At 72.6% G+C, this 20,898-nt stretch carries 19 protein-coding genes and 2 pseudogenes; 7 read left to right on the plus strand and 14 right to left on the minus strand.

The window, feature by feature from the left end:
- Positions 1-19: 19 nt before the first annotated feature.
- The 4 genes and pseudogenes from G3I77_RS30910 to G3I77_RS30925 all read right to left on the minus strand — a co-directional run.
- Positions 20-856: pseudogene (locus G3I77_RS30910) on the minus strand (D-alanyl-D-alanine carboxypeptidase family protein); the annotation flags it as partial.
- Between the two features lie 97 nt (positions 857-953).
- On the minus strand, positions 954-2,096 hold the full coding sequence (gene rho, locus G3I77_RS30915; RefSeq protein WP_248508814.1) for a transcription termination factor Rho: 1,143 nt from the start codon (positions 2,094-2,096) through the stop codon (positions 954-956).
- A 251-nt stretch (positions 2,097-2,347) separates the two neighbouring features.
- Complete coding sequence (locus G3I77_RS30920; protein ID WP_248508816.1) at positions 2,348-3,175, minus strand: class I SAM-dependent methyltransferase; 828 nt, start codon at positions 3,173-3,175, stop codon at positions 2,348-2,350.
- A 70-nt stretch (positions 3,176-3,245) separates the two neighbouring features.
- The gene (locus G3I77_RS30925; protein WP_248508818.1) at positions 3,246-3,644 is read right to left on the minus strand and encodes a nuclear transport factor 2 family protein; all 399 of its coding nucleotides are present in this window, start codon (positions 3,642-3,644) and stop codon (positions 3,246-3,248) included.
- 69 nt (positions 3,645-3,713) lie between these two features.
- On the opposite strand from G3I77_RS30925, the gene G3I77_RS30930 reads away from it, so the two are divergent.
- The 3 genes from G3I77_RS30930 (at position 3,714) to G3I77_RS30940 (ending at position 6,280) form a co-directional block, all read left to right on the plus strand.
- Entirely contained in the window at positions 3,714-4,277 is a 564-nt protein-coding gene (locus G3I77_RS30930; protein WP_248508820.1) for a PadR family transcriptional regulator, read from the plus strand.
- 4 nt (positions 4,278-4,281) lie between these two features.
- Positions 4,282-5,007, plus strand: a complete 726-nt coding sequence (locus G3I77_RS30935; protein WP_248508822.1) for a class I SAM-dependent methyltransferase — start codon at positions 4,282-4,284, stop codon at positions 5,005-5,007.
- Positions 5,008-5,362: 355 nt separating this feature from the next.
- Entirely contained in the window at positions 5,363-6,280 is a 918-nt protein-coding gene (locus G3I77_RS30940) for a MerR family transcriptional regulator (protein WP_248508956.1), read from the plus strand.
- Positions 6,281-6,307: 27 nt separating this feature from the next.
- Here G3I77_RS30940 and G3I77_RS30945 read toward each other — a convergent pair whose 3' ends face one another.
- The 8 genes and pseudogenes from G3I77_RS30945 to G3I77_RS30980 form a co-directional block, all read right to left on the minus strand.
- Positions 6,308-7,129 carry an alpha/beta fold hydrolase gene (locus tag G3I77_RS30945; RefSeq protein WP_248508823.1) on the minus strand — a complete coding sequence of 274 codons (822 nt, stop codon included), beginning with the start codon at positions 7,127-7,129 and terminating at the stop codon, positions 6,308-6,310.
- 55 nt (positions 7,130-7,184) lie between these two features.
- A pseudogene (locus G3I77_RS30950) lies at positions 7,185-8,026 on the minus strand (GntR family transcriptional regulator).
- A 42-nt stretch (positions 8,027-8,068) separates the two neighbouring features.
- Positions 8,069-9,235 (minus strand): serine hydrolase domain-containing protein, encoded by a 1,167-nt coding sequence (locus G3I77_RS30955; protein ID WP_248508826.1) that lies wholly within the window; start codon positions 9,233-9,235, stop codon positions 8,069-8,071.
- A gap of 111 nt (positions 9,236-9,346) precedes the next feature.
- Entirely contained in the window at positions 9,347-10,315 is a 969-nt protein-coding gene (locus G3I77_RS30960) for an acetylxylan esterase (RefSeq protein WP_248508828.1), read from the minus strand.
- Positions 10,316-10,567: 252 nt separating this feature from the next.
- The gene (locus G3I77_RS30965; RefSeq protein WP_248508830.1) at positions 10,568-11,152 is read right to left on the minus strand and encodes a hypothetical protein; all 585 of its coding nucleotides are present in this window, start codon (positions 11,150-11,152) and stop codon (positions 10,568-10,570) included.
- A gap of 93 nt (positions 11,153-11,245) precedes the next feature.
- Positions 11,246-12,001, minus strand: coding sequence for a ferredoxin reductase (locus G3I77_RS30970; protein WP_248508832.1), 756 nt, complete (start codon positions 11,999-12,001; stop codon positions 11,246-11,248).
- Entirely contained in the window at positions 11,994-12,599 is a 606-nt protein-coding gene (locus G3I77_RS30975) for a sulfite oxidase-like oxidoreductase (RefSeq protein WP_248508834.1), read from the minus strand. The genes G3I77_RS30970 and G3I77_RS30975 overlap by 8 nt, the downstream gene beginning before the upstream one ends.
- A 52-nt stretch (positions 12,600-12,651) precedes the next feature.
- Positions 12,652-13,083 carry a MarR family winged helix-turn-helix transcriptional regulator gene (locus G3I77_RS30980; RefSeq protein WP_282574174.1) on the minus strand — a complete coding sequence of 144 codons (432 nt, stop codon included), beginning with the start codon at positions 13,081-13,083 and terminating at the stop codon, positions 12,652-12,654.
- Positions 13,084-13,398: 315 nt separating this feature from the next.
- Here G3I77_RS30980 and G3I77_RS30985 point away from each other — a divergent pair, with 315 nt between their 5' ends.
- The gene (locus G3I77_RS30985) at positions 13,399-14,220 is read left to right on the plus strand and encodes a putative protein N(5)-glutamine methyltransferase (RefSeq protein WP_248508837.1); all 822 of its coding nucleotides are present in this window, start codon (positions 13,399-13,401) and stop codon (positions 14,218-14,220) included.
- Positions 14,221-14,258: 38 nt separating this feature from the next.
- Here G3I77_RS30985 and G3I77_RS30990 read toward each other — a convergent pair whose 3' ends face one another.
- Complete coding sequence (locus G3I77_RS30990; protein WP_248508838.1) at positions 14,259-16,337, minus strand: SpoIIE family protein phosphatase; 2,079 nt, start codon at positions 16,335-16,337, stop codon at positions 14,259-14,261.
- 249 nt (positions 16,338-16,586) lie between these two features.
- On the opposite strand from G3I77_RS30990, the gene G3I77_RS30995 reads away from it, so the two are divergent.
- Positions 16,587-16,955: a hypothetical protein gene (locus tag G3I77_RS30995; RefSeq protein WP_248508957.1), complete on the plus strand. Its 369-nt coding sequence runs from the start codon at positions 16,587-16,589 to the stop codon at positions 16,953-16,955.
- Between the two features lie 7 nt (positions 16,956-16,962).
- Here the strand turns inward: G3I77_RS30995 and G3I77_RS31000 are convergent, their stop codons facing one another.
- Positions 16,963-18,132 carry a M20 family metallopeptidase gene (locus G3I77_RS31000; RefSeq protein WP_248508840.1) on the minus strand — a complete coding sequence of 390 codons (1,170 nt, stop codon included), beginning with the start codon at positions 18,130-18,132 and terminating at the stop codon, positions 16,963-16,965.
- A 97-nt stretch (positions 18,133-18,229) separates the two neighbouring features.
- Between G3I77_RS31000 and G3I77_RS31005 the strand changes: the two genes are divergently transcribed.
- Together G3I77_RS31005 and G3I77_RS31010 are read left to right on the plus strand one after the other, a co-directional pair.
- Entirely contained in the window at positions 18,230-20,245 is a 2,016-nt protein-coding gene (locus G3I77_RS31005) for an NADPH-dependent 2,4-dienoyl-CoA reductase (RefSeq protein WP_248508842.1), read from the plus strand.
- Between the two features lie 28 nt (positions 20,246-20,273).
- Positions 20,274-20,834 carry a PadR family transcriptional regulator gene (locus G3I77_RS31010; protein WP_248508844.1) on the plus strand — a complete coding sequence of 187 codons (561 nt, stop codon included), beginning with the start codon at positions 20,274-20,276 and terminating at the stop codon, positions 20,832-20,834.
- Positions 20,835-20,898 lie beyond the last annotated feature (64 nt).

Genomic DNA, 20,898 nt, shown 5'->3' on the forward strand with positions numbered 1-20,898 from the left:
GCGCCGCCGCGACGAGCGTGCTGCCGGCCTTGCTGGTGTAACCGTTCTTGATCCCGATCAGCCCCCGGTACGGCTTCACCCCCTTGGCGCCGCTCAGCAGCCGGTTGGTGTTGAGGATCGGGTACGACCAGCCGCCGCCACCGGGGAACTTGGCCTCGACGGTGGCGCAGTACCGGGCGAAGTCGGGGTTGCGCAGTCCCACCCGGCCGAACACCGCCAGGTCGTACGCCGACGACACCTGGCCGGGCGCGTCGTAGCCGTCGGGCGACACCACGCGGGTGTCGAGGGCGCCGAGGGCCCGGGCTGTGGCCTGCATCCGCTGGGCCGTGACCCGCCAGCCGCCGTTGAGCTCGGCCAGGACGTGCACGGCGTCGTTGCCCGAGTTGAGGAAGACACCGCGCCACAGGTCGGCGATCCGGTAGGTACGGCCCTCGGCGACCCCGACCAGGCTGCTGCCGGCACCGATGCCCCGGAGCTCCCGCTCGCGGACCGTGTGCCGGATGCCCGCCGGCAGTGCGGGCAGCACGGTGAGGGCGAACAGGGTCTTCAGGGTGCTGGCCGGGGGCAGCTTGCGGTGCGCGTTGTGGGCGGCGAGCACCTCGCCGGTACGGGCGTCGGCCACCACCCAGGACAGCGCGGAAACCTCCGGGACGCGAGGCACCCCGGCGCGCGGGCGGACCTGGGTGCCGGAACGGTAGAGCAGCGAGGGGTGCGGTGCCGCGGCCCTCGGCCCGCCCGGCGGAGTGGGCTCCGCCCCGCCGGGGTCGGCCGCCGCCGCGGGCATCAGCGCCAGGAGCCCCGCACAACAGAGCGCACCGGCCGACACGGCCACCCGGGAAGAGAATCCGTTGATCATATGATCAACGTAGGAACGGACCTGCTCCGCGCGGCGACGACGGGGCCGCACTCCACGCGCTGGCACCCGGATGGATGATCCCCTTGTGACCGACGCGTCAGCCCTGCGGCAGGGTCGGCTGGATGCGCCGCAGGAACGTCGCGTTGTCCGGTGTCTCGCGCATCCGCTCCAGGAGGGTCTCCAGACCGCCCTGCCCGTCCCGGCCCTGCAGCACGCGCCGCAGCCCCTGGACGGCCGCCACCTCGGCCGTATTCAGCAGGAGTTCCTCGCGGCGGGTGCCCGAGGGAGTGATGTCGACGGCCGGGAACACGCGGCGGGAGGCCGGGTCCCGGCTCAGGCGGAGCTCCATGTTGCCGGTGCTCTTCAGCTCCTCGAAGTAGAAGTCGTCGGCCCGGGAACCGGTTTCCACCAGGGCGGTCGCGAGGATCGTGAGGGAACCGCCCTCCTCGGCCGACCGGGCGGCGCCGAAGAACCGCTTGGGGCCGGTCAGCGCGGACGCGTCGACGCCCCCGGTGAGGATGCGGCCACCTGAAGCGGCCGCGTTGTTGTGCGCCCGGCACAGCCGGGTCAGCGAGTCGAGCAGGACCACGACGTCCTCGCCGGCCTCGACGCGCCGCTTGGCGCGCTCGATCACGAGGTCGGCGAGCGCGACGTGCTGCTTGGCGCTGCGGTCGAAGGTCGAGGCGTACACCTCGCCCCGCACGCAGCGCTGCATGTCGGTGACCTCCTCGGGCCGCTCGTCGAGCAGCAGCATCATCAGCCGGCTCTCGGGATGGTTGCCGGTGACGGCGGCGGCGAACTGCTGGAGGAGGACGGTCTTGCCGGTCTTGGGCGGGGCCACGATGAGCCCGCGCTGGCCCTTGCCCACCGGCGCGATCAGGTCGACGACGCGTCCGGCCAGTCCGGCGGCCGGGTGCTCGAGCCGCAGCCGCTCGTGCGGATGCAGCGGCGTCAGGTCCCGGAAGTGGCGCCGGTCGCGCAGGTTCCCGGGCGTACGGCCGTCGATGCGTACGACGTCGGTGAGGCCGCTCCGGTCGCCGCGCACGCCCTGGACGAGGTCGCCCTTGCGCAGGCCGTACCGGCGGATCAGCGCGGGGGAGACCGCGGCGTCGGCGGGCGAGGGCAGGCAGTTCCCGGCGCGCAGGTGCCCCTTCCCGCTCGCGTCGATGTCGAGGACACCGGCCACGGTCCGGGCCGGGGACTGCTGCCGGACGGGTGGGTTTTCGAGTGTGGTGGTCATGGTGGTGTGTGTCCTTTCACGGACGGCAGGCATGGGACATGCGAAGGGAGGGGGAGAGGGCCGCGAAGGGAGGGCCTGTGGCACGACTCCGGGCGGCGGGGGAACAGCACCTCGGATACGACGGAACGCGTCGTGGTGCTGGAAATGAAGGAGAGAGAGGATGAACTGGCACCGGCGCCCGCAAAGAGGGGCGTGCACGAATGCTGCTCGCACTTTACCACCGATGGCGGTGGATGGGGGCCGACTCTACCTCAGCGAGTGGCCAGCAGCCCGTACAACAGCGGGATCCGCGGCTCGGGCAGCCGCCACCAGCCGGACTCCGTACGGACCATCTGAGGCCAGCGCGGCCAGGGAAGTTCGTCGCCTTCCCGCAGTCGCCGCACGGCGAGTCCCGCGTCCGTCAACGCGTTGACGACCTCGCCCATTCCGTGCATCCACTCGTAACTGTCCGTGGTGCCCTCGACGGCGGGCCCGTCCGTGTAGGTGTGGGTCCCGTTGCGGTGCACCGGGCCGGCGCCGCCCAGGTAGTCGTGGCGCAGGAGCAGCTCCGGTCCCTCGCCCGGGGCGGGCTTGGGGCCGAGCGAGTTGAGCAGGGGATGGAACTCGACGACGTACAACCGGCCGCCGGGACGCAGGAGCCGGCCGACGATCTCCGCCCACCGGTGCAGGTCGGGGAGGTAGCACAGGGCGCCCTTGCCGGTGTAGACGACGTCGAACCGCCGCCCGTCCAGGGCCTCGACGGCGTCGTACACGTTCGCCCGTACGTACGTCACGTCCGCGCCGGCCTGCGCCGCGATGTCCTGGGCGGCCGCCACGGACGCCGCGGAGAAATCCAGGCCGACGGCCCGGGCGCCGCGCCGCGCGAAGGCGATCGTCTCCGTGCCGAGATGACACTGGAGATGCAGCACCTCACGCCCGGCCAGCTCGCCGAGGTCCTCCCACTCGAACGGGGCGAACCAGCGCTCGGGGTCGAGGTCCTGGTCGAGACCGTAGAAGCGGCTGGCGAGATGGACGGGCGTGCGGGCGTCCCAGTTCGCCTGGTTGGCCCGCATCAGCCGGTCGTGCTCGGCGGACGTCATGAGGACATCCAACCGTCAACCGGCCGTGGGTGCCGGGAGAACGCGCGAAACGGATCTCCGGACGTGTCGCTCAGACCGAGCGGGCCCGCGCCTCCTCGGCGATCCGCTCGAACTGCTCGCCCATGGCCGCCGCGAGGGCCTGGGCCCCCGACAACGGGCGCACCATCACCGTGAATTCGTCGATGAGCCCGTCCTCGTCGAGGTGGATGAAGTCGCAGCCGTTGATCTCCCGGTCGCCCACACGCGCGGTGAAGACCAGGGCGTGGTCGCGGCCGTTCACGTCGTTGATCTCGCGCACGTAGCGGAAGTCCTGGAAGACCCCGGAGACGGCGCGCAGGATCGCGGCCGTGATCGCCTTTCCGGCGTACGGCTTGAACACGACCGGGCTGGTGAAGACGACGTCCGGCGCCAGCAGCGCCTCGGCGGCGTCGAGGTCGAGCTTCTCGACCGCCTCACGGAATGCACGCATCGAACCCGCCTTAGTCAATTTGTTGAGTAGGTGCGGAATAGATTAGTCAACCGTTGATACGGTGTCCACATGTCTCTCAAGTACGCCGTTCTGGCGGCGCTCCTGGAGGGCGAGGCCTCGGGGTACGAGCTGTCGAAGGTGTTCGACGTGTCGCTGGCCAACTTCTGGGCCTCGACCCCGCAGCAGCTCTACCGGGAACTGGAACGCCTCGCCCGGGACGGACTGATCGAGGCCAGGATGGTGCGCCAGGAACGGCGTCCCGACAAGCGCATGTTCACGCTGACCGAGGCCGGCCGCCAGGACCTGCACGCGTTCGCCGCCACGCCGCCCCGGCGGCCCACCGCCATCCGCGACGAACTCCTCATCAAGATCCAGGCCATGGACGGCGCGGAACCGGGTGCGACCCGTGCGCTGGTCGAGGAGCGCGAGGCGTGGGCCCGCGGCAAGCTCGCCCGCTACCGGCGCGTGCGCGAGCGCCTCCTGGCCGGCCGCGGCGAGGAGGAGTACCTCCGGGAGGCCGACCGCGTCGGCCCGTACCTCACCCTGATGGGAGGCATCGCCTTCGAGGAGGAGAACGTCCGCTGGTGCGAGCGCGTACTCGCCGTCCTGAAGCAACGCGCTCCCCTAGGCTGAGCCGATGTTCAGCCCCGAAGGCCCCAGTCTGCGCGAGCTCGCCGTCCAGGCGTTGTCGTCCGTCGAGCGCGGCTACGACCTCCTCGCGCCGAAGTTCGACCACACGCCCTTCCGGACACCCGACGCGGTCCTCGACGCCGTCGGCTCGGCACTGCGGCGGACGGGGCCCTTCGGCGCCGGACTCGACCTGTGCTGCGGCACCGGAGCGGGCATCGGGGTGCTGGCGGGGGTGTGCCGGGAGCGGGTCACCGGCGTCGACTTCAGCGCGGGCATGCTCGACGTCGCTCGGGAGCAGGTCAGGCCGAAGGGCCCGCCGGTCTCCTGGGTCCGGGCCGACGCCCGCGCCCTGCCCTTCGCGCCCGCCTTCGACCTGGTGGTGAGCTTCGGCGCCTTCGGGCACTTCCTGCCCCGCGAACTGCCCGGGCTGTTCGCGCAGGTCCGGTCCGTGCTGCGGCCGGGCGGCTGCTTCGCGTTCCCACTGGTCGCCCCGCCCCGCCCGGGCTCGCTCGGCTACTGGATGCTGCTCGGCTTCGACACTGTGATGCGGGTGCGCAACGCGCTCTGGCGGCCTCCGTTCGTCATGTACTACCGCGCGTTCCGCCTCGGGGACGTGCAGCGCGAACTCGCGGAGGCCGGCTTCCGGGTGGAGCTCCACCCGCTCCCGGAGTTCGGGCGGCGACCGGACGGCAGCCCCCGGGTGCGGCTCGTCATGGCCCGGCTGCCGGGCTAGGTGTATTGAGTCGCAGCAGTGGTCGGTGCCGGAGTCGTTGCTGCCTGCGGTGGGCATAAGTCGCGGGTGGCCTGGCTGTCGGCGGCTGATAGACGGTGTGCGGTGGCGGGTTCGGACCGGAGTTCCGTGGCGGGACCTGCCGTACGGTTCAGGTCGCGGCGGTTCATCAGTGGCTGTGAACCCTCAGCCTGCCGTCGTACGGATGCCGCAGCAGGAAGGGACGGCCCTGCGGTCGTTACGGAGGAAGGGCGCATTTCTTGGCATCGGGCGGAGCGGTGTGTGGGGTTGCACCTTCCGTAGCGGCATGTGGTCCGGTGGACTTACGTCCCGATGCCTTGAGGAAAGGTCCCTGCTCATGCATTCGTCTTTCATGCCACCCCGCCAGGTCAAGATCGGTGACGCGGCGGCCTTCGCCGGCAGCACGCCACGGGCGATTCGCCATTACCACGAGATCGGGCTGCTCCCCGAGCCTGAGCGGGGCGGCGATGACCGCCGCCGCTACGGGTACGAGGACATGATCCGCCTGCTGTGGATTCGCAAGATGGCCGATGCCGGGATCGCCCTGGACGACATCCGTGACGCCTTTACCACCGGCACGGCTTCCGCCGGTGCGGACAGCGGAGAAGGTATCGAGGGCATCCTGGAGCGGTTGGAGGAAACCCTCGCCGAGCAGGAGGCGGAATTGCGGCGGCAACGGACCGCCGTGCAGCGGATGCGCACCGAAGGCAGCCGGATGGGCCTGCTCTCCGACTTCGTCACCGAACGCCTCAAGAGCCTGCCCGAGGGCTCCCTGCGTCAGGCGGACCTGGACAGTCTGCTGGTCACTGAGCGGATCTTCGGCCCGCTCGGGGCGGCCGTCCAGGCCACCCGCTTCGTCGTCCTGGCCACGCATCCCACTCTGCGGGAGGAATCCGACCGCATCGATGACGCCGAGGAGGCACTCGATGACAGTGTCGCCGTCGATGATCCACGGGTGGCTCAAGTGGCCGTCGAGCGGCACGCCTTCGAAAGCGCCCTGCAGGCCGTCATCGAGGAGTCCGGCCTGGGTAAGGACGACGATGACCTCTTCGACGCCTGGGACACTTTGCACCCTGCCACCGCCGATGACGTCGAGGGCGAGGGCGAGGGCGACCTCAGCTCTGGCAGGCGGGAGGCTGACTCCATGAGCGAGTTCGAAGCCACCGGCAAGATGCCCTACGACTTCTCCCCAGCCCGCCTGCGCTGTATGGAACTGGCCGAAGAACTCTCCGCCCAAGACTCACCCGCTACCTGAAACACGGCCCTGGCGCCGGGGCACTGGTCAGCCGTGCAGGAAGTTCAGCAGATCGTCGTTGAACGCCTTCTCGAAGTCACCGACCAGGCCGTGCGGGGCGCCCGGATACACCTTCAGCGTCGCGTCCTTGACGAGCTGGGAGGTCCGGTGGGCCGAGGCGGCGATCGGCACGATCTGGTCGTCGTCCCCGTGCGCGACGAGCGTCGGCACGTCGATGCGCCGCAGGTCCTCCGTGAAGTCGGTCTCCGAGAACTGTGCGACGCAGTCGTAGGCGCCCTTCAGCCCGGCCTGCATGCTCCACATCCAGAAGGCCCGCCGTACGCCCTCCGACACGGCGGCGCCGGGCCGGTTGAAACCGTAGAAGCTCTCGCTCAGCTCCCAGTAGAACCGCGAACGGTCCGCCGCGACGCCGGCGCGGATCCCGTCGAAGGCGTCCTTCGGCGTGCCCTCCGGGTTGGCCTCCGTCCGCAGCATCAGTGGCGGCACCGCACCCAGCAGCACGGCCTTCGCGACCCGCGCGGTCCCGTGCCGCCCGATGTAGCGGGCCACCTCGCCGCCGCCGGTCGAATGGCCCACCAGGACCGCGTCACGGAGGTCCAGCGCCTCGATCAGCTCGGCCAGGTCGTCGGCGTACCGGTCCATGTGGTTGCCCTGCCATGGCTGGCCCGAGCGGCCGTGGCCGCGGCGGTCGTGTGCGATCGCCCGGAAACCGTGCTCGGCGACCAGCCGGGCCTGCCCGTCCCACGCGTCCGCGTTGAGGGGCCAGCCGTGGCTGAACACCACGGGCTGCCCGTCGCCCCAGTCCTTGTAGTAGAGCTCGGTTCCGTCGGAGGTCGTGAACGTGGTCATGGGGATCCTCTCGGGGGTCGCCTGGGGCAGCCGTGCCGTGTCTCGATGATCTCCGTCATCTCCGGGAGCCCGCGTCAGAAGTCCGCCGAACGAGTGACCGACGGCCGTCGGCCCGCGCCTGGGGGCTCCCCGCGGCGGCGGGCGGTACAGCCCGGCCCGGAAGGATGAACTCGTAGACGAGGGCGTCCTGTCGGGCGTCCACGACGAGGTCGGTGATCTCCAGCGGGCGCGCGTACTGGTCGTGCACCCGCCGGGTGACCCGCACCGACGGGGTGCTCGCGAGACGGGTGATGGCGTCGCGGTGGTGCAGGGTCAGGCCGGGCCCGGCGCATCCAGTCGTAGCCCGCCGCAGCTGGGCGGCGCCGGTACCGTCGGCCCGGTCGCGGATGGGGCACCTCCCACGCCGTTCAGGCAGTGGGGGAGGGCCGGCTCCTCCACCTCCGCCGGCGCCACGGCGGAGAACGAGGTCACGGCGGTCCGCAGGCCCTGCCCCTCAGCGGTCGCGTACAGGTGGCGGTGGATCAGGGCCGGGCGGCCGGGGCCCGGCCCCAGGGCCTCGGCGTGCGGCCGGGGGTGTCTCCCGGGTGACGGTGGCGCGGGCGACGCTGCCCGGTGTCGCGGCCCGGGCGCCGACCGGGAAGGTGAGCGACGCCGGGGTCTCGACCGGCAGGCCGGGCAGGGTGGCGTGGCTGCCGCGCCGGTCGGTGGCGACGAGACCGTCGTGGCGCAACAGCTCCAGCGCCTGCCGTACGGCCCCCGGCTGATCCCGAAGTGCCCGGCCAACCGCCGTTGCCCCGGCTGCCGTTCACCGGGCGGGATCGTGCCGTCGCGCAGCTCGCCGAGCAACTCCGTCGCGATCCGCCGGTACAGGGGCTCGCTGGCATTGGTCTCAACCAACGGGAAGGGCTGCCGGACGGTTCGGCCGAAACCGGCCCGCCCTCACAGCGCGCCGTACAGGGCGTCGATCAGGGCCATCTTCCGCGGGTCGTTGGCGATACGGGGCCCCATCCGGTTCATCACATAGCCCAGGGACACCCCCGCCTCCGGGTCGGCGAGCCCGCAGGAGCCGCCGAAGCCGTCGTGTCCGAAAGCGCGCGGGTCGGGTCCGTACGACCCGTCGGGTCCGCTGAGCCAGAGCCCGAGCCCCACCTCCGTCTCGTGCTCGAAGCCGGCGCCGAGTACCAGGTCCCGGCAACTGCCCTGCCCCTCGCGCACCCGCTCGGCCGACTCGGGGGACAGCAGGCGGTGGCCCCCGAACGACCCGCGACCCGCGAAGACGCCGTACAGCGCGGCGACGGCACGCGCGGTGCCGTGCCCGTTCGCCGCGGGGATCTCGGCGGCCCGCCACCCGGGGGTGTTGGCCCCGGCGGCGGACACCGCCGGGTTGGTCAGTGCGGCGATCGCCGCGGGCGCCAACTGGGCGAAGACCGCTGCCTGTTCACTGCTCGCCGTGACCGCCGGCTGGACCAGCTCGGCCGCCCGGCCGAAGTCCCGCACCGGCAGACCGATACGGAAATCGATGCCGAGCGGCCCCGTCACCTCCCGCGCCAGGAAGGCCCCCGGCCGCAGCCCCGACACCCGCCGCACGACCTCGCCGACCAGATGGCCGTAGGTCAGCGCGTGATAGCCGGACCGGGTGCCCGGCTCCCACCAGGGTTCGGTCGCCGCGAGCCGCTGCGTGGTCAGCTCCCAGTCGCAGAGCTGCTCCAGCGAGTGCGGCTCACGCAGGCCGGCCAGTCCGGCGCGGTGGGACAGCAGATGCCGTACGAGGACCTTCTCCTTGCCCGCGGCGGCGAACTCGGGCCAGTACGCGGCCACCGGCGCGTCCAGGTCCAGCAGCCCCCGGTCGGCGAGGATGTGCGCGCACAGTGCCACCGGTCCCTTGGTCGTGGACCACACGTTGACCAGCGTGTCCCGCTCCCACGGCCGGGAGCGCGCCGCGTCCGCCCAGCCGCCCCACAGATCCACCACGGTCCTGCCGCCGACGGTGACGGCCACCGCGGCGCCCAGTTCGCCCCGCTCCCGGAAGTTCTCCTCGAACGCCGCGCGTATCGCCGTGAAGCGCGCGTCGCAGTGACCGCGCACCTGAGTCTCGTTCTCGGACATGAGCCCCTCCGCCGACCGTCCCGGGCCCGGCACGCCGCGTCGCGGCCCGGGCGCGATGAACATACCGACTGGTCGGACCGGGGGGAAGTCCGCCGGAGGGGAACGGCCGGATCAGATGTACGAACCCATCCAGCGCAGCTTGGCCGCCTGCTGGTAGGGGCCGCCGCCCTCGTGGTCGTTGAAGTCGTAGACCTCGATGGTCTTGTCCTCGTGGCTCCAGGCGTTGAAGGCCGCGAACACGGTCGAGGGCGGGCAGGTCTGGTCCTCCAGGGCGGCCGAGAAGAGCGCGGGGGCCCGGCCGCGGGAGGCGAAGTGGACACCGTCGAAGTAGGACACCGTGCGCAGCGCGTCCTCGGTGCGGCCGCGGTGGGTCTTGAGGAAGAGGCCGATCTCCCGGTACGGGTGCCGGTCCGTGATCGTCGCCGCGCGCGGGAAGTCGCACAGGAAGGGCACGTCCGGCGCGATGCCGGCCAGGTCCGGGACCAGGCCGCCGACCGCGATCGTGATGCCGCCGCCCTGGCTGGAGCCGACGGCCACCGTGCGCGCCGGGTCGGTGAGGGGGTGCGAGCGGGCCGCTTCGACGGCACGCACCGCGTCCGTGTAGACCCGGCGGTAGTAGTAGTTCTCCGGGGCGTCGATGCCGCGCGTCATGAAACCGGGGAACGCGGGCGCACCGCCCACCGGGTCCGCCGTGCCGCCGCCCCCGCCCCAGGCGCTGCCCTGCCCGCGGGTGTCCATCACGAAGTGCGCCCGGCCCGAGGACGCCCACAGCAGGTGCTCGTGGGGGAGGCCGCGCCCGCCGCCGTAGCCGATGAACTCCACGACCAGCGGCAGCGGTCCGTCCGCCCCGGCCGGGAGCGTCAGCCAGCCCTTGACCGGGTGACCGCCGAAACCGGCGAACGTCACGTCGAGCACCTGCACGGTGGACAGGCCCGTGTCGACCGGTTCGAAGCGGGCGTCCAGATCGTGAAGGCGCGCCTCCTGCAGGGTCTTGGACCAGAACGCGTCGAAGTCCTCGGGCTCGGTGGCCGCACTGCGGTACTCGCGGAGTTCGTCGAGAGGAAGGTCGAACAGGGCCATGCAGGACCGCCTTGGGTGAGAAGCCGCTACGGGGCAGTGCAGATGATCACACTACGTGAGTGGTCGGAGGACTGGCCAGGCTTTTGTTCCGGTCCGTCTCCGGGCCGCTGTCGCTCGGGGCGGGTGATGTGCTGGTCACGGACGTGAGAGTGCGATCGGGGTGATGGCCCCGGGGAGAGCGTCACGCGCAGGTGGTCGGGTCACCTGGGGTTCAGGGGTGCCTGCGGTCCTCCGGGCGACCGCCGGCGGGTCTCACGCGTGGCGGTGCGTCCACTCCGGTTCCGTACGGGCCCATGCCCGGTCCCACTCGGCCATCCGCCGGCGCAGCGCCACCCGGCGTACGAGGGAATGGCCGAAGAGCACCACGAGCACCGCACCGCCCGCGGCGCAGGTACCGATCGTGAGGGTGTGCTGCCAGACCGCCGACTCGTCCACCGGCGGCGTCACACTCCGCCCCTGGCTGTCGAACCAGACGTCCACGGTCTCGCCCCGCCGGGTGTCCGAGGGAACCCGGGCCGTCGCGGTGCGCGTGCCTTGCCCCGGTTCCGTCCAGCGCACGGTCGCCCGGTACACGTGCTGCCCGCCGGCCTGCACCGACGGCAGCGAGTCGCCCTTCCTGCCGACCACCTCGGCCCGGACGCGATGCCGCTCGGCCCGCTGCTCCAGCGACACCGAGTTGGCCTCGCCATGGGCCCACCGGGCGGCGGCCGCCCCCGCCAGGGGCGCACCCACCAGGATGAGGACGGCGGCCACCAGTACCGTCCACGCCTCGACGACATCCGACCGGCGCCGCAGCGGACTGCGCCGCCAACGCCAGCCGCGCACCCGGGTTCGCATGTCCACCTCCTCGCCGTCACCGCGGCCGAGGGCCGGAGCGGCCCGCCGAAATCCTCCGGCTGGGTGCCCGGCGCGACCGCGGTGAAACCGGGGTCAGCCGAAACGCTCGATGCGGATCCGGTCCACCGGCTGACCGGCCGTCACGAGGAGCCGGGAGGCATGCTCGGCAAAGGAGTTGGAGCCGCACACATAGGCCTCCCACCCACCGGAAGGCTGCTCGGCGAGGAGTGGCACCACATGTGCGGCGGCCATACGTCCGACCGCCACACCCTCCGGCGCGGACCGGGTGAAGACGGGTGTTGTCTCCGCACCCAACTCACGGGCGTAGATGAGCTCCTCGGGGCTGCGCGCGGACACCACCAGCCGCAGCGGCACGGACAGGTTCCGTGCCCGGTGGTGCCGGATCATCGACATCAGCGGTACGACGCCGGAGCCGGCGCCGACGAGCAGCGCGGGCCGGTCGCCCGGCCAGGCGAAGAAGCCGCTCACCGGGCCCCGCACCTCGACGCGGTCGCCGGGCCGGGCGACCGTGTGGAACCAGCCCGAGACCTCGCCGCCCTCGACGTGATCCAGGGTCAGCTCGACCTGCCCGGAGTCGTCCGGCGCGGACGCGATCGAGTAGTGCCGCTGGGCCGCGTAGCCGTCCTCGGCGGTCAGCCGCACCATCAGGTGCTGGCCGGGCAGATGCCCCGGCCAGCCGGGCACGGCGAGCCGGAAGGTGGCGACGCGCGGGGTCTCGAGGCGGATCTCGGTGACCGTCGCGGTCTGCCACTCGGACGCGGCCTGCTCGCTCACGGCGATGCGCCCGGGCACGGCGAGCCGTGTCGGGGGCACGAAGGTCTCAGTCACCGGAGTACCTCTGCTCCTCCCACGGGTTGCCCCGCTCGTGATAGCCGTTGCGCTCCCAGAAGCCGGGCTCGTCGTGGTCGAGGATCCTCAGCCCCGCGATCCACTTGGCGCTCTTCCAGAAGTACAGGTGCGGCACGAGCAGTCGCGCCGGGCCGCCGTGCTCGGGGGCGAGGGGTTTTCCGTCGTACTCCCAGGCGATCCAGGCGCGCCCGCCGGTCAGGTCGGCGAGCGGGAGGTTGGCGGTGTAGCCGGTGTGCGAGTAGGCGACGGCATGGGTGGCCGACCCATGGGGGCGGACCACATCCAGGAACGCGTCCAGGGAGACGCCCGCGAACCGCACCCCGAACTTCGACCAGCTCGTCACGCAGTGGATGGCGCCCTCGTACGCCGATGGCGGCAGCCGGTGCGCCTCCTCCCAGTCCCAGGTGCGGGGCTCGGCCACCAGCCCGTCGACGCGGAAGGTCCAGTCGGCGGGCGCCAGCTCGGGAGTGACCTCGGCGGACAGGACGGGCCAGTCGTCGCCCGCGTCGTACTGGCCGGGCGGCAGACCGGGGTCGTCGACGCGTGGGCGTCCGGTGAAGCCTCGGGTGATGTGCATGCGGGGGTGCCTCCGGGCCGGCCCGACGGTGCCCGCCGGACCGGGTGATCAGTTATTGCCTATTCAACGGTACGTGCAGTGCGGCCCGGTCCTGCCGGCCGGGGCCGCGCCAGGCGTTGTAGCGCTCGAGGTACTCGGCGAACCGCGTCAGGTCCTCCGCCGGCCAGTGCGCCAGGCGCTCCCGGAACGCCGCCCGGCGGCTCTCGGTGACCTGGGCCAGGATGTGCCGCCCGGCCTGCGTCAGATGCAGCACGTGGACGCGCTGGTCCGCCGCGTCGGGGCGGCGCTCGATGAGACCGTCGCGCTCCAGGGCGGCCACCTGGCGGCTGACGGTGGACTTGTCCAGGGCGTAGTGGGCGGCCAGGTCGGTGGCCCGGCACCCGCCGCTCTCCTCCAGATGCCCCAGCAGCGTGTACGACACCAGCGACAGCTCGGGGTGCATCCGGCCCGCCGCGGCCCGGGCACGGCGGGCGAAGACCGTCATCTCCCGCTGGATGGTCTCCACGGCGTCGGCGGTGTGCACGGGACCTCCCTCACCACGATGCTGCTCGGCTCCCCCTCCATGGTTGCATAGCCCAACCACTCGACCCGAGGGCGGTCACGATCGCCGTACCGGCCGGCCGGGCCGTCGGGTAGGGTTGCCGTCCGGTCGGGGAGGGACCCGGCCGCCGGAAGCCGAGGAGGTGAGACCCATTACCGCTATGTCAGTTCGGGTGCTCTCCTCTCGATGTCGCGCGGATCGCCGGTCGTAGGCGATCGCCGGAGCGCCCTTCGGTTTTCCGAAAGGCTCTGGGCTTCCATGCCGTCTGTGTCTGCCGTCCCTTCTTCCACGCCGTCGTCCCGTGACTCCGTCGTCGCCGCCCTGCGCTCCGCGGGGTGCGTCTTCGCCGAGGACGAGGCCGCCTTGATCCTCGCCACCGCGCGCACCCCGGCCGAGGCCGCGGCCATGGTCGAGCGCCGCGTCGCGGGCCTGCCCCTCGAACTCGTCGTCGGCTGGGCCGAGTTCCGTGGCCTGCGCATCGCCGTCGCCCCAGGCGTCTTCGTACCCCGCCGGCGCACCGAGTTCCTGGTGGATCAGGCCCTGGAGCGGGCGCCCCGGGCCACCGTCGTCGTGGATCTGTGCTGCGGCTCGGGTGCCGTGGGAGCGGCGCTGGCCGCGGCACTCGGCCGCGTCGAACTGCACGCCGCCGACATCGATCCGGCCGCCGTGCGGTGCGCCCGCGGCAACATCGCCGCCGTCGGAGGCCAGGTCCACCAGGGCGACCTGTTCGAGGCGCTGCCCGCCGCGCTGCGCGGCCGCGTCGGCATCCTCGCGGCCAACGTGCCGTACGTGCCGAGCGACGAGATCGGCCTGCTGCCCCAGGAGGCCCGTGACCACGAGCCGCTGGTCGCCCTCGACGGCGGCACGGACGGACTGGACGTCCTGCGCCGGGTCGCGGCAGAGGCGCCCGGCTGGCTCGCCCCCGGCGGCTGCGTCCTGGTGGAGACGAGCCGGCATCAGGCCCCGACCGCCGTCGACGCCTTCGAACGCAACGGCCTGGCGACACGGCTGGCCGTGTCGGAGGAGCTGTACGCCCACGTGGTGGTCGGCGTCGGGCGCCCTGGGCCGGACACGGCCTAGGGTCCCTCAGGCCCTCAGGCCCTCAGGCCCTCAGGCCCTCAGTCTGGCACCGTCGCCCGCGCGATGAGCAGCGCCACGTCGTCGAAGTTGTCCGGCTCGTGCAGCGTGCGCAGCAGCAGGTCGCAGACGTCCTCCAGCGGCCGGTCGGGTCCCTCGAGCAGCGACAGCAGCGTGTCGAGCCGCTCGTCGAGCGGGTCGCGCCGCGTCTCGACCAGGCCGTCGGTGTAGAACACCAGCCGGTCGCCGGGCTCGAGGTCGACGGTGGTGGTGGAGAAGGCGACACCGCCCACGCCGAGCGGCACCCCGGTCGGCAGGTCGAGCAACTCCGGCGGCCGGCCGGCCCGGAGGCGCACCGGCGGCAGATGCCCGGCGTTGGCGATCCGGCACTGCCGCAGATGCGGATCGTGAACGGCGTAGACGCAGGTGGCGATGGCCTGCTCGAGGCCCGCGGTGATCTTGTCGAGGTGCTCCAGGAGCACGTTCGGATCGAGGTCGAGGGAGGCGAGGGTGTTGGTCGCCGTACGCAGCCGCCCCATGGTCGCCGCCGCGGGGATGCCGCTGCCCATCACATCGCCCACGACGAGCGCCGTCTGGCCGCCGTCCAGCGGGATCACGTCGAACCAGTCGCCGCCGACCTCGCTCGTGGCCCCGGCCGGCTGGTAGCGGGAGGCGACCTCCAGCCCTCCCGTCACCGGAGGGTGGCTGGGCAGCAGGCTGCGCTGGAGGGTGAGCGCGGTATCGCGGGCGCTCTGGTACCAGCGCGCGTTGTCGATCTGCACGGCGGCCCGGGCGGCCAGCTCGCGCGCCAGCAGCAGGTCGTCCTCGCCGAACGGCAGCGGATTGCGGGTCCGCTTGAGGTCCAGGGCCCCCAGCACCTCGCCGCGCGCGATCAGCGGCACCGCCAGATAGGAGTGCACCCCGGCCCGGCCCAGCAGCTCGGCCGCCTCCGGAGAGCGGGCGATGTGCGCCAGGTCCTCGTCCTTGACCTCCGGCAGCATCACGGGGCTCGCCGTGCGCACGCATTGCGTGACGAGCCGGTCGGGGGCGTACCGGGCGACCTGCCCGGGCGGGTCGGCCGCCTCCAGCGCCTCGACGGAGTCGTACCCCTGGACCGCCAGCGCGCGGATCACGGCCGACTCGGCGGGGCCCAGGCTGGTGCGCCGGCCCTGCACCACCGCGTCCAGCAGGTCGACGGCCGCGATGTCGGCGAGCTCCGGCACGGCCACCTCGGCCAGCTCACGGGCCGTGCGGTCCAGGTCCAGCGTGGTGCCGATCCGGCCCGAGGCGTCGGCGATCAGAGCCAGCCGCCGCCGCGCGGCCTCGGCCTCGATGCCCGCCCGGTACTGCTCGGTGACGTCGACGATCGAGACGGCCACGCCCAGCACGGTCCCGAAGGCGTTCTCCAGCCGGTACAGCGAGATCGACCAGGCGTGGTCCTGGTGCGGGTCGGCGGGGGTGCGGCCGATCGTGGACTGGTCGACGACCGGCGTGCCCGTCTGCAGCACCCGGCGCGTCGCGGCCTCCAGGGCGTCGACGTCCATCTGCGGCACCACCTCGCGGACCGTGCGGCCCAGGTGTTCCTCGGCCGGTACGCCGTTGATCTCCTCCAGCGCCGCGTTGACCGAGACGTACCGCAGCTCGGTGTCCAGCACGGCCAGCCCGGTCGGGGACTGCGCGATCATCCGCGTCGACAGCGCCACCTCCCGCTCCAGCCGGTGCACGGTCGTCTGGTCGGCGCACAGCCCCAGCGCGTAGACGTCGCCCTGGTCGTCCAGCAGCCGCATGTTGCGGAACTCCACGAGGCGGGTGCCGCCGTCCTTGCGGCGGACCGGGAAGGCCCCCGCCCAGCTCTGCCCGGTGTCCATGACGTCGGCGAACAGCTTGACCACGAGGTCGACGTGCTGCTCGTGGACCATGATCCGGGCGGCGTACTCCCCGAGCGCCTCCCGCGCCTCGTACCCGAACAGTTCCTCGGCCTGCGGGCTCCACAGCACGATGCGGCCCTCGGCGTCCAGGACCACCGAGGCCACGCGCAGCACGTCGAGAAGCCCGCTGGGGCGCGCCGACCCGCGCACCGGACCGTCGCCCTCGGACTCGGGAGACCCGGCTGCACTCATCCCACGCCCCGCCTTCGCCGTCCTCGCGGCACGCCGTCGTGTGCCGACACCCCATCTTCTACCGCGCGGAGCCGTTCCCGAAGGCCCCTTCCGTCACCTTCCACCATCTCCCAACACGGGGCGGTCCGCCCCGCAAACCCGTCACCGGGAGAAGGACACCGCCGGTAGTGCTCACCGGAAGGTGGTGCTTTGCTGGGGTAGGGGCGGATACGGCATCCGGTGGCCACGAGAGGAGCGCTCACGATGGTGATGAACCAGGAGCGACCGCACCCCCACTCCGTCTCGGTGGAGATCAGCGGGTGCAGCAAGCAGGACGCCCGGATCGTGTTCGACGCACTGTGCTCCTGCTTCGAGTCCGACCGGTGCGCCGACGACGTGCCCGAGGAACTGCACGCGACGCGCCCGACCGTATGGCTCGGCACCTACGACGTCGCCGACGAGCACGAGGGCGCCCGGCCGGTGCACCTGTCGTCCTCCGTCGACGCCGACCTGCACGGCGGCTACTGGGCGATCGAACGGCTGCGCACCACCCTGGATGAGCTGTTCGACGTGCACGACCTGAGTACGGTCTCCGGCGACCAGGAGAAGGAACTGCACGTGCGTCTGGAGAGCCGGTGACCGCCCTTCACCCCGTCAGCAAATCGAGGACGGCCCGCCGGTAGACGGTGTGCACCACGGGCAGGTCCGCCAGGTGCACGAGTTCGTCCACGCCGTGCAGCCCCTCGTACGGCAGGCCGAAGCCGGCCGTGGCCGGGATGCCCTCGGCCGCCAGGAGGTTGCCGATGTTCGACGGGCCCGCCGTCTTGGCCCGTACCCGCAGCCCCTGCCCGGCAGCGGCGCCCAGCAGGGCCGCCGCCGGCTGCTCGCCCTCCGCCAGCCGGTAGGGCGGCCAGGACGCCACGGCCGTGACCTCGGTCGGCCGCGGGGCGGGCAGCGCCGCGTCCAGCCCGGTCACCGCCGCCCGGACCAGGTCCTCGGCGGCGCGGGCGCCGAAGCCCGGCGTGGTGCGCACGTCCACGCCGATCTCGCACCGGTCGGGGACGACGGAGAAGCCCTCACCGCCGTGGCAGTACGTCACCGTCAGCTTCGGCGGCAGCGGGAACTCCCCGCTCACCCCGGGCAGCGGGCCCGTGTCCAGCAGCCGTACGAGATGCGCCGCCCGCGACACCGCACCGACCACCGTCCGGCGCGACCCGGAGTGCCCTGACGTCCCGTGCACGGAGATCCTGGCCCGCCACAGCCCGCGCCCGCCGACCACGACCTCGTCGAGACCCGGGTAGCCGATCATCATCCCGGCCGGGCGGACCGCGTCCGGGTCGGCGAGATACGCCCGGGCACCCCCGAAGCCGCCCGTGTGCTCATCGGCGTCGAGCAGCACCGCGAGCCCGCCGCGCAGCTCGCCCGCCCGGCCGTGCAGCTCGGCCGCGATGTGGCAGAACAGGGCGGCGGCGAGCTTGGAGTCGGCCGCGCCCCGGCCCCGGAGCCGGCCGTCGACGACGTCCCCGGCGGCGGGCGGGAAGGACCAGGCCGACTCGTCACCGTACGGCGCGGTGTCCACGCAGGCGTCCAGCGCCCACCAGGGCCCGGGCCGGCCGCCGGCGATCTCCACCAGCAGCGCGACCGGGCGGCGGGCGTCGTCGTGCTGCCGGCGGTACGGCAGCCCGCGGCCGGTGAGCCAGTCCTCCAGAACCCCCAGCACGGGCTCGTGGTCGTCGAGGCCGGCCCGGCTCGGGCAGCGGATCAGTGCACCCGCGAGGTCCACCACGGCGGAGAGCCGCCCAAGGTCCCTGGTCATGGCCCTACTGTGCCCTCCATCACCTTGTGCAACTAGTTGCATAAACCCTCGGTAGTCCTCTACAACTACAGGCACGACACCGCGCACGGAGGGCCCGATGAGCCGTTACCCGCACCTGCTGACCCCCCTCGACCTGGGCTTCACGACCCTGCCCAACCGGGTCCTCATGGGCTCCATGCACGTCGGCCTGGAGGAGGCCGAGGGCGGCTTCGCGCGCATGGCCGCCTTCTACGCCGCCCGCGCCCGCGGGGGAGTGGGCCTGATCGTCACCGGCGGCATCGCCCCCAACGACGAGGGGCGGCCCTACGAGGGCGGCGCCAAGCTCACCACCGAGGCGGAGGCCGGGCAGCACCGGGTCATCACCGACGCCGTGCACCGCGAGGGTGGCAGGATCGCGATGCAGATCCTGCACTTCGGCCGGTACGCCTACCACCGGGACCTCGTCGCGCCCAGCCCGATCCAGGCGCCGATCAGCCCCTTCCCGCCCCGCGAGCTCACCGACGCCGACATCGAGCGGACGATCGACGACTACGCCCGCGCCGCCCGCCTCGCCCGGCAGGCCGGCTACGACGGCGTCGAGATCATGGGCTCCGAGGGCTACCTCATCAACGAGTTCATCGCCCAGCAGACCAACCGGCGCACCGACCGCTGGGGCGGCGCGTACGAGAACCGCACTCGGTTCCCGCTGGAGATCGTGCGCCGGGTGCGCGAGGCGGTCGGCGAGGACTTCATCGTCATCTACCGGCTGTCCATGCTCGACCTCGTCCCGGGCGGCTCGACGCTCGACGAGGTCATCACCCTCGCCAAGGCCGTCGAGGCCGCCGGGGCGACGATCATCAACACCGGCATCGGCTGGCACGAGGCCCGTATCCCCACCATCGCGACCTCCGTGCCGCGCGGCGCGTACACCTGGGTGACCAAGCGGCTCATGGGCGAGGTGTCCGTCCCGCTCGTCACCACCAACCGCATCAACACCCCCGAACTCGCCGAGGAACTGCTCGCCGAGGGCGCCGCCGACATGGTGTCGATGGCCCGCCCGATGCTCGCCGACCCCGACTTCGTCACCAAGGCCGCCGCCGGCCGGCCCGAGGCGATCAACACCTGCATCGGCTGCAACCAGGCCTGCCTGGACCACACCTTCAGCGGCCTGATCACCTCCTGCCTGGTCAACCCGCGCGCCTGCCACGAGACCGAGCTCGTGCTCTCCCCGACCCGGCTGCGCAAGCGCGTCGCGGTCGTGGGTGCCGGCCCGGCCGGACTCGCCTGCGCGGTCTCCGCCGCCGAACGCGGGCACGACGTGACGCTGTTCGACGCGGCGAGCGAGATCGGCGGCCAGCTCAACGTCGCCCGCAAGGTCCCCGGCAAGCAGGAGTTCGACGAGACGCTCCGCTACTTCCGCACCCAGCTCGACTGGCACGGCGTCGACATCCGGCTGAACACGCCCGTGACGGTCGCGGACGTCGACGGCTACGACGAGGTCGTCGTCGCCACCGGCGTCACCCCGCGCACCCCCGAGATCCCCGGTGTCGACCACCCGAGCGTCGTCGGCTACCTCGACGTCCTGCGCGACGGCGCCCCCGTCGGCGACCGGGTCGCGATCCTCGGCGCGGGCGGCATCGGCTTCGACGTCGCCGAGTTCCTCACCGACGGCGGCGACAAGGCCCACGAGGACCCGCAGACGTACTTCCGTCAGTGGGGCGTCGACATGGACTACCGCGGCCCCGGAGGCCTCGCCGCGCCCGAACGGCCCGCTCCGCCGCGCACCGTCCACCTGCTCCAGCGCAAGACGTCCAAGGTCGGCGCCGGACTCGGCAAGACCACCGGCTGGATCCACCGCACCGAACTCAAGCACCGCGGCGTCACCATGGTCCCGGGCGTGAGCTACGACCGGATCGACGACGCCGGACTGCACATCACCGTCGGCGACGAGAGCACCGTCCTGGAGGTCGACACGATCGTGCTGTGCACGGGCCAGGAGCCGCGCCGCGGCCTGTACGAGGAGCTGCTCGCCGCCGGGTGCAGCGCGCACCTCATCGGCGGTGCCGACGTGGCGGCCGAACTGGACGCCAAGCGCGCCATCAAGCAGGGCACGGAGCTGGCGGCCGCCCTGTAGTGCGCGAACGCGTCCCTAGGATGAGGCCATGTCACTCCCGCACGCGATCCTCACCGCCCTGCTCGAGAAGCCGTCGTCGGGCCTGGATCTGACCCGCCGGTTCGACCGGTCGATCGGCTACTTCTGGTCGGCGACGCACCAGCAGATCTATCGCGAGCTCGGGAAACTGGAGGCCGACGGCCTCATCAGGGAACTGCCGTCCGAGCAGCCGGCCCGCGGCCAGAAGAAGAGCTACGAGGTCCTGCCCGCGGGCCGCGCCGAACTGGCCCGCTGGACCTCCGCCTCCCAGGACCCCAAGCCGCACCGCGACGCGCTGCTGCTGCGGCTCAGGGCGGCGGCCGTGGTCGGCACGGCGGGCCTGGAGGCCGATCTGCGACGCCATCTGGAGCTGCACGAACGGCAGCTGGCGGAGTACGAGGAGATCGAGAAGCGCGACTTCCCGCCCGGCCGGGACGGCACCGAGGACCGGCTGCGCCATCTCGTGCTGCAGGCCGGCATCGACCTGGAGACCTTCTGGACCCAGTGGCTCAAGCGCGCCCTGGCGGACTTCGCCGAACTCCCCGACGGCGGGCCGGCCGGGCCGGCTTGACCGGGGTGTCGCGGTGACCAGGAGCGCCTGAGGGGGGACGACTGCCCGTCCGGCGCGATCATGA

The sequence above is a fragment of the Streptomyces sp. D2-8 genome (genome assembly GCF_023184515.1).
GTDB lineage: Bacteria > Actinomycetota > Actinomycetes > Streptomycetales > Streptomycetaceae > Streptomyces.

Excerpts from the sequence above, each read along its gene's own strand:
- rho (WP_248508814.1), bottom strand. The coding sequence starts at position 2,096 with ATGACCACCACACTCGAAAACCCACCCGTCCGGCAGCAGTCCCCGGCC.
- G3I77_RS30920 (WP_248508816.1), bottom strand. The coding sequence starts at position 3,175 with ATGACGTCCGCCGAGCACGACCGGCTGATGCGGGCCAACCAGGCGAAC.
- G3I77_RS30925 (WP_248508818.1), bottom strand. The coding sequence starts at position 3,644 with ATGCGTGCATTCCGTGAGGCGGTCGAGAAGCTCGACCTCGACGCCGCC.
- G3I77_RS30930 (WP_248508820.1), top strand. The coding sequence starts at position 3,714 with ATGTCTCTCAAGTACGCCGTTCTGGCGGCGCTCCTGGAGGGCGAGGCC.
- G3I77_RS30935 (WP_248508822.1), top strand. The coding sequence starts at position 4,282 with ATGTTCAGCCCCGAAGGCCCCAGTCTGCGCGAGCTCGCCGTCCAGGCG.
- G3I77_RS30940 (WP_248508956.1), top strand. The coding sequence starts at position 5,363 with ATGCATTCGTCTTTCATGCCACCCCGCCAGGTCAAGATCGGTGACGCG.
- G3I77_RS30945 (WP_248508823.1), bottom strand. The coding sequence starts at position 7,129 with ATGACCACGTTCACGACCTCCGACGGAACCGAGCTCTACTACAAGGAC.
- G3I77_RS30955 (WP_248508826.1), bottom strand. The coding sequence starts at position 9,235 with ATGTCCGAGAACGAGACTCAGGTGCGCGGTCACTGCGACGCGCGCTTC.
- G3I77_RS30960 (WP_248508828.1), bottom strand. The coding sequence starts at position 10,315 with ATGGCCCTGTTCGACCTTCCTCTCGACGAACTCCGCGAGTACCGCAGT.
- G3I77_RS30965 (WP_248508830.1), bottom strand. The coding sequence starts at position 11,152 with ATGCGAACCCGGGTGCGCGGCTGGCGTTGGCGGCGCAGTCCGCTGCGG.
- G3I77_RS30975 (WP_248508834.1), bottom strand. The coding sequence starts at position 12,599 with ATGCACATCACCCGAGGCTTCACCGGACGCCCACGCGTCGACGACCCC.
- G3I77_RS30980 (WP_282574174.1), bottom strand. The coding sequence starts at position 13,083 with ATGACGGTCTTCGCCCGCCGTGCCCGGGCCGCGGCGGGCCGGATGCAC.
- G3I77_RS30985 (WP_248508837.1), top strand. The coding sequence starts at position 13,399 with ATGCCGTCTGTGTCTGCCGTCCCTTCTTCCACGCCGTCGTCCCGTGAC.
- G3I77_RS30990 (WP_248508838.1), bottom strand. The coding sequence starts at position 16,337 with ATGAGTGCAGCCGGGTCTCCCGAGTCCGAGGGCGACGGTCCGGTGCGC.
- G3I77_RS30995 (WP_248508957.1), top strand. The coding sequence starts at position 16,587 with ATGAACCAGGAGCGACCGCACCCCCACTCCGTCTCGGTGGAGATCAGC.
- G3I77_RS31000 (WP_248508840.1), bottom strand. The coding sequence starts at position 18,132 with ATGACCAGGGACCTTGGGCGGCTCTCCGCCGTGGTGGACCTCGCGGGT.
- G3I77_RS31005 (WP_248508842.1), top strand. The coding sequence starts at position 18,230 with ATGAGCCGTTACCCGCACCTGCTGACCCCCCTCGACCTGGGCTTCACG.
- G3I77_RS31010 (WP_248508844.1), top strand. The coding sequence starts at position 20,274 with ATGTCACTCCCGCACGCGATCCTCACCGCCCTGCTCGAGAAGCCGTCG.